The sequence below is a fragment of the Microbacterium sp. UBA3394 genome, assembly GCF_002358725.1.
Taxonomy (GTDB): domain Bacteria; phylum Actinomycetota; class Actinomycetes; order Actinomycetales; family Microbacteriaceae; genus Microbacterium; species Microbacterium luteum.
On record NZ_DEPK01000018.1, the window covers coordinates 1 to 9,171 of the forward strand.

The following is a 9,171-nucleotide window of genomic DNA, read 5'->3' on the forward strand; positions in this document are numbered from 1 at the left end:
TGCAGATTCATGCGACAGCCTCAGGAGGACACAGATGAACACCAGTACCCGTTCCGTGGGGCATGACGGGGGCACGAACGCACCTGAGACATGGGTGAGGGGGTGCCTGCCGAGCGGAAAACAGGTTCGGCATGCCCCTGATGTCGTGCCCCAGCGTGCCCCACAAGATGCTCTGAACGGCCCGAGATCCGCGAGATTCTGCGGGTTTTGCCGCCTTTGCTCCGCAGGGGGCACGAGGGGGCACAACCGCCCGCGAGAGTCCAATAGAGTCCACGGGAGAGCATCATGAGCACTCAGGAAAGAGAGAAATCCGCCAAGAAGCGCGAGGCATGGGGGCGGCTGCGGAAGCTTCCGTCGGGGCGCTGGCAAGCCCGCTATCCAGGACCGGACGGCGAGATGCACACGGCCCGCACGGACGACGACAAACCGTTGACGTTTATGACGAAGACCGATGCGCGGACGTGGCTCGCCGGAGTGCACACGAAGATCGCGCGCGAGCTGTGGGAGCCCCCGGCGGTACTCGCCGCGCGGCTGCGGGCGGAGGCCGAAGCAGACGAAGCCCGGTCGATCGGCTTCGCAGAATATTCCGAGCGCTGGATCGAGATGATCCGCACGCGACCGGGGCGCAGCGGTAAGAGGCGCGCGGCAGGAACCGTTCGTTCCTACCAGAGCAAGGTCACCGGATACCTTGTTCCTGAGTTCGGAGACACGCCTATCCGTGATATCGATGTGACTCGAATCAACGAGATGACCGACCGCTTGGACAAGATCCCATCGCCGCTCAATCCCAAGTCGAAGTTCAACTGCATTACGCAGCCGGTGCTGATCGTCTTGATGATGATCCTGCGCCAGGCCGCGCGAGACAGCATCATCTCGGCCGCGCCAAACATCTCGATTCCGAAACAGACCTCGGTGCGACACGATGCAGACCATGACCCCGATGAGGACGTGGCGGGTCTGTCCGATAAACGGTGGATCTGGTCGGGCGGTCATTAGTTGATTCGGCCTTCGAAGGCGATAGCGAACGCGTTCAGCGCGGGCTTCCACCTCGTCGCCCAGCGTGCCCTGCCTCGACCTGTGGGGTCAAGTGAGCGGGTCACGAGGTAGAGACACTTCAGTGCGGCGGCATCGTTCGGGAAGTGCCCGCGGGCGCGCACCGCGCGCCGGTATCTCGCGTTGAGCGACTCGATCGCGTTCGTCGAGCAGATGATGCGGCGGATCTCGACGACCCAGTCCAGGAACGGCACGAACTCGGCCCACGCGTTCTGCCACAGTTTGCTGATCGCCGGGTACTGCTGCCCCCACTTCGTGTCGAACTCGCGGAACCGTTCCGCCGCGGCGGCCTCGGTCGGGGCGGTGTACACGGGGCGGAGGTCTTTGCCCATCTCTTCCCAGTAGTGCCGGGACGCGAACCGGAACGTGTTCCGGATCAGGTGGATGATGCAGGTCTGCACCGTCGCGAGCGGCCAGGCCGTGTTGATCGATTCCGGCAACCCCTTGAGCCCGTCGCAGACGACGATGCACACGTCCTCGGCGCCGCGGTTCTTGATCTCGGTGAGTACGCCGAGCCAGAACTTCGCGCCCTCGCCGCCGTCGCCGGCCCAGATCCCGAGGATGTCCCTCTCGCCGTTCACGGTGACGCCCACGGCGAGATAGAACGGTTTGTTGCGCACCTGCCCGTCTCGGACCTTCACGACCAGCGCGTCGATGAACACCACCGGGTAGACGCGATCCAGCGGCCGGTTCGCCCACTCGGTCATCTCGTCGATCACCTTGTCCGTGATCCTCGAGATCGTGTCCTTCGACACGGAGGCGCCGTAGACGTCGGTGAAGTGCGCGGCGACCTCCCCGGTCGTCAGCCCGCGCGCGGTCAACGACAACACGATCTCGTCGACCCCGGTCAGCCGCCGCTGTCGCTTCTTCACGATCTTCGGTTCGAATGACCCGTCCCGATCCCTGGGCACGTCGATCTGCACCGCGCCGACTTCGGTGAGCACCGTCTTCGATCTCGTGCCGTTGCGGGCATTGTCGGTGACGCCGTTGCCGTGCTTCTCGTATCCGAGGTGCTCGGTCATCTCCGCCTCGAGCGCGGTCTCCAGCACCCGTTTGGTCAGCCCGTTCAACAACCCGTCGGGGCCGACGAGGTCGACTCCCTGTTCCTTCGCCTGCTTCAACAGCTGCTCCGCGAGCTGCTGCTCGTCGATGATCGCTCCCGTCACAGGATCGATCATCTCGATGACATCGGTCATCGCCCTTCCTTTCGGTCAGGCCCGACCAGATCCACCGTTAATCAGACACTCCCGGTTTTCAGTCAACCACTCCGGCAGCGTAAGGACCCCGCTCCCGTAAAGCATCATTGATCCAGCGGTTGTACTAGCGTGGGTGCCGAGGTGAGCGATGACGGGTGCACGGACCAGGGAGTGGGGCGAGCTCGAGCGTGAGCTGCTGCGGCTGCTGCGGGGGCAGGAGGAACCTCTTAGTGCTCGCCAGTTGCAGGAGTTGTTCTCGGGGCCTGTGCCTGCGTACACGACGTTGATGACCGCACTGACCCGGCTGGAGCGCAAGGGTCAAGTGCTGCGCATCGAGCAGTCGCCTAGGAAGGTGCGTTTTTCGGTACCGCGACCGGATGGCAAGGACGCGTGCGCGTCGATGATCTCCACCCTCGACCAGGCGGAGGATCGGAAGGCAGCGTTGCTGGCATTCGCGGGCAACCTGGACGCGCAGGACATCGCGCTGTTGCGGTCGGTGTTCCCTGACACGGGCCGTCCGCGGTGACAGGCGAAGGCCTGTTGCTTTTCGTGGCAGCGTGCGCGGGCGCCGCGGTGCTGACGGCGGTGTTGAGCCCGCTGGTGCTGACGGTGGGACGGTGGCAGTTGCTGCACCCGCGGGCGGCGCTGACCGCGTGGTTCGTAGCATTCTTCCTCGGGCTGAGTCTGGCCGCCGCCGCAGTGATGGGCAGTGTCGTGGCGGCCGTGACCGTCTCGGAGGTGGCCTCGCACGGTCAGGCTGTGCTGGTGACGGCGAGCGGGTGGCTGGGCCTGGGGGCTTTCGGGGCGGTGATCGCGTTCGTGGCCACGTCGGCTGCGGCATCGACCGGCGTCGGACAGTCAAGTCAGGTGGCGGCGGCGGTGGCCCGATCGCGGGAGGAGCGGGACGGGTTCACCCTGGTACGGTTCCGCGGCGACCAGCTCATCGCGTGCGCTGTCCCCGGGAAGCACCCGGAGATTCTCCTCTCCACGGCGATGGAGGAGACGCTCACGGTATCGCAGCTGCAGGCGGTCCTCGCGCATGAGTACGCGCATCTGCGGCAACGGCACGGGTGGGCGGTCCGGATCGCGCAGATCAATGCGTTGTGCCTGTCCCGCGTCCGGCCGGGGCGCGCACTGCAGCGAGCGACCGTGCTGCTGATCGAGTTGGCCGCGGATGACGCGGCCGCCCGGCAGGCCGGCGCTGCTCATCTTGCCAACGCGCTGACCGTCCTCGCGAACGCGGCCGGTGATGAGAGTATGCACCTGCGTGCCGTCCGCCTCACTGCTCGCCGCTGGCCGTCCGCGGCGCGTCGGCGGTTGCCGCAGGCGATTCGGATCCTCCCCACGTGACGGAGGGCACCGCAGATCGCATCGAACAGCTCCGGACAGTGGCAGGGCTCGGGACTCCCCATCGGTGACGTCGTCGCGCAGACGTCCAGACAAGCACTGAGGCGGGCGCGACTGCCCGTAACTCACCCTCGCGTCGCCGGTTCCAGTGAGAACGCCCGTCAAATCCCCCTGGCTCCACGGGTCGTCCTGACCAAGCGATCTTGGACATCTTGTAGAGTTAGGGGGGCGTGTGACGGGAGGATGTAATGGGTATAGATGAGTCCGAGTTCGTGGTGAACGGGATGACCTGCGCGCACTGCGAGCAGGCGCTGCGGACGGCACTGAGCGAGGTGCCGGGGGTCGTCCGGGTGGAAGCGGATGCCACGTCCGGCCGGGTCCGGCTGCAGCAGACGGGCCCGGTGGCACACGCCGCCGTCGAATCGGCGGTCACGGAGGCCGGCTACTCGGTGCTCTCATGGGCGACCGACCGGTTGTGACCGTCGCACCTCCGCCCGTACCCGGCGTCGCACCGGTGTCCGACCCCCCGGTCAGACGCCTCGGCCGGTGGCCGCTGGTCCTGCTCACCGTCTTCGTGGTGATGTTGTCGGTGGCGCCGGCGGTGGTGACCACGATCCTCGCCGGTGAGGCTCCGTACGACCGGATCTTCGTCAGCTTCCCGGGTCTGGATGTGGCGATCTCCACCGCGGCCGGGCAGGGGGTCGCGGACCTGTCCTCGACCGTCACGGTCGGTGCGGTGTTGTGGATTCTGTTCTTCCGCAACGTGCGCGGGCGGGATGCGTCCCGGATGGCCGGGTCGGTCGAGCTGACGGTGCTGCAGGTCGCGTCGGCGGCGTGGGCAACATCGGCCGGCGCGATGATCGTCTTGGAGATGCTGGACAGCAGCGGCATCCCGTTCTCCCGACTCGGCGAGCCGGGGGCGATGTCGTTCCTGTATGACGCGAGCGCGTTCCCGCGAGCGTGGACGGTCGCGTTCGTCGCGGCGATGGTGACGTTCGGGGCGAGCATGTTCACCGAACGGTGGACGGGGCTACTGATCCCGTTGTGGGCGTCCGTGTTCGGGGTGCTCGCACCGGTGGCGGTCGGACAGATCCTGGTCGGCCCGAACCACGACTTCGGCAGCGACGCGGGCATCTACCAGACGCTGCTGACCAGTGCGGCGTTCGGGCTGCTGCTGGTCGGCGCGGCCCGGGTCCTGACCGGTCGGCTCATCGACCCGTTGATTCTGTGGCGGCTAGGAAAGACACTGGCGGTGCTGCTGCCGGTCATCGTGGCCAGCGACCTGCTGCTGGCGTGGTTCAAGCTCGCCGGAACCGGGCTGCTAGAGTCGGTCACCGGCTGGCAGATCCTTATTCGGGGTCTCTTCCTGCTGGGCGTGGTGTCCATCACCGCGACCGGATGGGTGTGGGGGCGGCGCGGACGGTTGACCGCGCACCGGATCACCGGGCTGCTAGTGGTAACGACGGTCATGATCGGCGGATGGCTCGGTGTGACCACTGCGATGACCCGGATCCCGCCGCCGCAGTATTTCGCGCCGACGAGCATCTCGCAGGTGTTCCTCGGGTTCGAGGTCCTCGACCCGCCGACAGCGCTGGTGCTGTTCACGCAGTGGCGGCCGAACATCCTGTTCCTCGTCGCCGCGATCGCCGCGGTGACGGTGTACCTGTGGGCGGTGCGGCGTGTGCGGCTACGTGGCGACGCATGGCCGGCGGGGCGGACGGCCGCCTGGGTCGCCGGGTGGGCGGTGGTGGTCTTCGTTACCAGCTCGGGGTTCGGGAAGTACTCCGCCCCGGACTTCGGGGTGCACATGATCGTGCACATGAGCCTGAACATGGCCGCCCCGATCCTGTTGGTCCTCGGCGGGGTGATCACGCTGCTGCTGCGCGCGACCCGCTCCGACCCCGCCCGGCCGGTGGGAATGCACGATTGGATCACGTGGGTGCTGCACTGGCCGGTGCTGCGGTTCGTGTTCAACCCGCTGATCGTGTTCATTCTGTTCGTCGGCTCCTACTACGGCCTGTACTTCACCGGCATCTTCGGGGAGTTCATGCGTTTCCATTGGGCGCATCAGCTGATGAACGTGCACTTCCTGATCGCCGGGTACCTGTTCTACGCGCTCGTGATCGGCGTCGACCGGCCACCGCGGCCACTGCCCCACATCGGCAAGCTCGGGTTCGTGCTCGCCGCGATGCCGTTCCACGCGTTCTTCGGGGTGATCCTGATGACCGGGAACATGCTGATCGCCGAGGACTTCTACCGCTATTTCGGGTTGCCCTGGTCGGACCTGCCCGCCGCGCAGTACTTCGCAGGCGGGGTCGCGTGGGCGGGGGGTGAGATCCCGCTGCTGCTGGTCATCATCGCCCTGGGCATCCAATGGTCCAGGCAGGATGCGAAGGACGCCCGCCGGAAGGATCGGCATCTGGACACCGGCCGCGACGACGAGTTCGACCAGTACAACCGGATGCTCGAGCAGCTGGCCGCGCGCGGTGTCGCGCGGCCAGCGCCCCGAACCGTGGAGGAGAACGACACATGACCACCACGACCACCACGCCGGTGCTGGAGGCGGTGCAGCTAGATGTGTCCGGGATGACCTGCGCGGCCTGCGCGGGCCGGGTCGAGCGTGCACTGAACGGCCTGGACGGGGTGAGCGCAAGCGTGAACTACGCCACCGAACGCGCCCTCGTCACAGGACTCTCCCCGGACCGGGTCGACGAGGCGGTCCGGCGGGTAGAAAAGGCCGGGTACGGGGCGCACCCGCACGATGACGCGGACGACGCCTGGTCGCGGCGCGCCACCGAGGTGCGGATCAGCTCACTGCGACGTCGTCTGCTCGTCTCGGCGATCCTCACCGTCCCCCTGATGGACATCACCATCGTCCTGGCCCTGGTGCCGGGGTGGCGGTTCCCAGGATGGGAATGGGTGTGCGTGCTGTTGGCGCTGCCGATCGTGGGCTGGGCGGCCTGGCCCTTCCACAAGGCGACCCTGCGCAACCTGCGCCACGGCACGGTCAGCATGGACACCCTCGTCTCACTCGGCATCGCCGCATCTTTCGGGTGGGCGGTCGCCACCCTGCTGTTCGGCCTCGGTCAAGGGGGCGCCGGGTACTGGCTCGGGTTCGGGGTGACCCCGGAGGGCGCCAACTCCATCTATCTCGATGTCGCCGCCGGGATGACCACCTTCCAGCTCGCCGGCCGCTACTTCGAGACCCGCTCCCGACGCAAAGCCGGCGACGTGCTCGGCGCGCTGAACCAGCTCGCCGCCACCCACGTCCGCATCCGCACCGACAACACCGAGGAGATCCAGCCGGCGACCGCGCTGCGCGCCGGGGACGTGTTCGTGGTGCTCCCGGGAGAGACCATCCCCGCGGACGGCCTGATCATCGCAGGGGCGGCGGCCGTGGACACCAGCATGCTCACCGGCGAACCCGTCCCCGCCGACCTGACACCGGGAGATGCGGTGGTCGGCGGCACGATCAGCACGGACGGACGGCTGGAGGTGCGGGCGACCTCCGTGGGCGCGCACACTCAACTCGCGCAGATGGCGGCACTCGCGGAGCAGGCTCAGGCCCGCAAAGCCCGGGTGCAGACCCTCGTCGACAAGGTCACCAGCTACTTCGTGCCCGCCGTGATCGTCCTGGCCGTCCTCGTCGCCGCCGGGTGGATGATCGCCGGGACGTCGTTCGAGCAGGCCTTCGGGATCGGGATCTCGGTGCTCATCATCGCCTGCCCCTGTGCCCTCGGGCTCGCGACACCGACCGCGCTGATGGTCGGCATCGGCCGGGGCGCGACACTGGGCATCCTCGTCAAAGGCCAGGACGCGCTTGAAGCCAGCGGCACCATCACCACCGTCGTCCTAGACAAGACAGGGACCCTCACCACCGGGGCGATGACCGCCCACCACCTCGCCCCCGTGGACGGCGTCACCGAACAGGAACTCCTCGGCGTCGCCGCAGCCATCGAACGCGGCTCCGAGCACATCATCGCCCGCGCCATCCTCACCGCTGCGGAGAACCAGGGCATCGAGATCGCCCCCGTGACCGGATTCACCACCCACCCCGGGCGCGGCGCCTCCGGACAGCTCCACGGCGAGCAGATCCTCGTCGGCAGCCGGACGTTCCTCCTCGACCACGCCATCGACGTGCCCGCCGAGCCAGACACCGCCGAGAACACCGACGACGGTGCGGGTCAAGCCGCGGAGACATCCGTGCTCGTGGCACGCGGCGGCGTGCTCCTGGGGCGGATCGGGCTGCGGGACACGATCAAACGCGACGCCCGCACCGCGGTCGCCGCGCTGCACGCCCAAGGTTTGAAGACCGTCCTGCTCACCGGAGACACCCCCGCCGCGGCCGCGAGCGTCGCCGCCCGCCTCGGCATCGACACAGTGCTCGCCGGGGTGCTGCCCGCCGAGAAGGCCGACGCGATCCGCAGCCTGCAGGAGAACGGCGCCCGGGTCGCAATGGTCGGCGATGGCATCAACGACGCCGTCGCCCTCGCCGCCGCCGACCTCGGACTCGCCATGGTCTCCGGCTCCGACATCGCCCTGAAATCCGCCGACATCATCCTCGTCCGCGACGACCTCGCCGTCATCCCCGACGCCATCGGCCTGTCCCGTCGCACCCTACGCACCATCAAGACCAACCTCGGCTGGGCATTCGGATACAACATCGCCGCGATCCCGATCGCCGCCGCCGGACTGCTCAACCCGCTCATCGCCGCCGGCGCGATGGCGCTCTCCTCCGTCCTGGTGGTCTACAACAGTCTCCGGCTGCAGAACTTCCGCCGCACCCCTCGCCGCTGAGCGACCCCCTCGACGTTCGAGAACTACTACAACTTGTAGTAGTCTTTGGGTGTGATCGCTGCTCCGTGGAACATCATCCTGACCATCGCTTTCGTGTTCACCGGCCTGGTCTGCCTGATCGACCTCGCACCCCGGCTGACGAGGACGCGTCGGAAGGGAAAGCCGTTCGACGGGGAGATCCTGGTCGACATCAACCACATCCTGATGTCGGCCGCGATGATCTGGATGTCCTGGTCGATGGAGTCCGAGCTCGCACTCTGGGTGCAGGTCGGGGTTTTCGCGGTGCTCACCCTCGCCCTCGTGCCTTTTCCGGTCCGCGCCCGTACCGCCACAGGGCGCGTCGACCTGGTGGGGCACCTCACCCTGAACGCCGCGATGATCTGGATGCTCGCCGCAATGCCGCTGCTCATGGCCGACATGCACATGCCCATGGATGTGGGTGACGGCGACGCGATGGGCATGGACGGTCAGATGCCGATGGGTGACGCCGCCCCGATGATGATGGGCACCCCGATGTGGGTCGACGTCGTCAACGTTGTCTTCGTCGCGCTCAGCGCCGCGACCATGCTGTGGTGGCTCTTCCGGCTGATCCGTAGTGGCCACCACCGCCTGCACGCCACCTGCCATGCCGTGATGGCTGCCGGCATGGGCGTCATGCTCGTGCTGATGAACGGCTGACCCCGCCGGTCACGTCGCTCGAATCCCCCGACGGCGCAGGCTTCATCTCACGGAGTCTGTTGCGTCCGGCCAGCCCTGAAGCGCCCCGGGTTTCGTGGAG

Annotated in this window: 8 protein-coding genes; 7 read left to right on the forward strand and 1 reads right to left on the reverse strand. The window is 67.4% G+C overall.

All coding sequences use genetic code 11. From position 1 onward, the window contains the following. Positions 1-285: 285 nt before the first annotated feature. Entirely contained in the window at positions 286-996 is a 711-nt protein-coding gene (locus B4E30_RS00710) for a hypothetical protein (protein ID WP_228480957.1), read from the forward strand. Here B4E30_RS00710 and B4E30_RS00715 read toward each other — a convergent pair. Continuing rightward, complete coding sequence (locus tag B4E30_RS00715; RefSeq protein WP_194385447.1) at positions 993-2,231, reverse strand: IS256 family transposase; 1,239 nt, start codon at positions 2,229-2,231, stop codon at positions 993-995. The genes B4E30_RS00710 and B4E30_RS00715 overlap by 4 nt on opposite strands. Before the next feature lie 166 nt (positions 2,232-2,397). Between B4E30_RS00715 and B4E30_RS00720 the strand changes: the two genes are divergently transcribed. From B4E30_RS00720 to B4E30_RS00745, 6 genes are all read left to right on the forward strand, one after another. Next, entirely contained in the window at positions 2,398-2,775 is a 378-nt protein-coding gene (locus B4E30_RS00720) for a BlaI/MecI/CopY family transcriptional regulator (protein ID WP_194384863.1), read from the forward strand. 23 nt (positions 2,776-2,798) lie between these two features. Beyond that, positions 2,799-3,599 carry a M48 family metalloprotease gene (locus B4E30_RS00725; protein WP_228481048.1) on the forward strand — a complete coding sequence of 267 codons (801 nt, stop codon included), beginning with the start codon at positions 2,799-2,801 and terminating at the stop codon, positions 3,597-3,599. A 245-nt stretch (positions 3,600-3,844) separates the two neighbouring features. Next, on the forward strand, positions 3,845-4,075 hold the full coding sequence (locus B4E30_RS00730; protein ID WP_228480958.1) for a heavy-metal-associated domain-containing protein: 231 nt from the start codon (positions 3,845-3,847) through the stop codon (positions 4,073-4,075). Between the two features lie 35 nt (positions 4,076-4,110). Beyond that, positions 4,111-6,129, forward strand: coding sequence for a cytochrome c oxidase assembly protein (locus B4E30_RS00735; protein WP_286793079.1), 2,019 nt, complete (start codon positions 4,111-4,113; stop codon positions 6,127-6,129). Then, the gene (locus B4E30_RS00740) at positions 6,126-8,393 is read left to right on the forward strand and encodes a heavy metal translocating P-type ATPase (RefSeq protein ID WP_194384864.1); all 2,268 of its coding nucleotides are present in this window, start codon (positions 6,126-6,128) and stop codon (positions 8,391-8,393) included. The genes B4E30_RS00735 and B4E30_RS00740 overlap by 4 nt, the downstream gene beginning before the upstream one ends. 51 nt (positions 8,394-8,444) lie before the next feature. Then, the gene (locus tag B4E30_RS00745; RefSeq protein ID WP_194384865.1) at positions 8,445-9,071 is read left to right on the forward strand and encodes a DUF5134 domain-containing protein; all 627 of its coding nucleotides are present in this window, start codon (positions 8,445-8,447) and stop codon (positions 9,069-9,071) included. Positions 9,072-9,171: the final 100 nt, after the last annotated feature.

Coding starts and splice junctions, on each gene's coding strand:
- B4E30_RS00710 (WP_228480957.1), top strand. CDS start 286: ATGAGCACTCAGGAAAGAGAGAAATCCGCCAAGAAGCGCGAGGCATGG.
- B4E30_RS00715 (WP_194385447.1), bottom strand. CDS start 2,231: ATGATCGATCCTGTGACGGGAGCGATCATCGACGAGCAGCAGCTCGCG.
- B4E30_RS00720 (WP_194384863.1), top strand. CDS start 2,398: ATGACGGGTGCACGGACCAGGGAGTGGGGCGAGCTCGAGCGTGAGCTG.
- B4E30_RS00730 (WP_228480958.1), top strand. CDS start 3,845: ATGGGTATAGATGAGTCCGAGTTCGTGGTGAACGGGATGACCTGCGCG.
- B4E30_RS00740 (WP_194384864.1), top strand. CDS start 6,126: ATGACCACCACGACCACCACGCCGGTGCTGGAGGCGGTGCAGCTAGAT.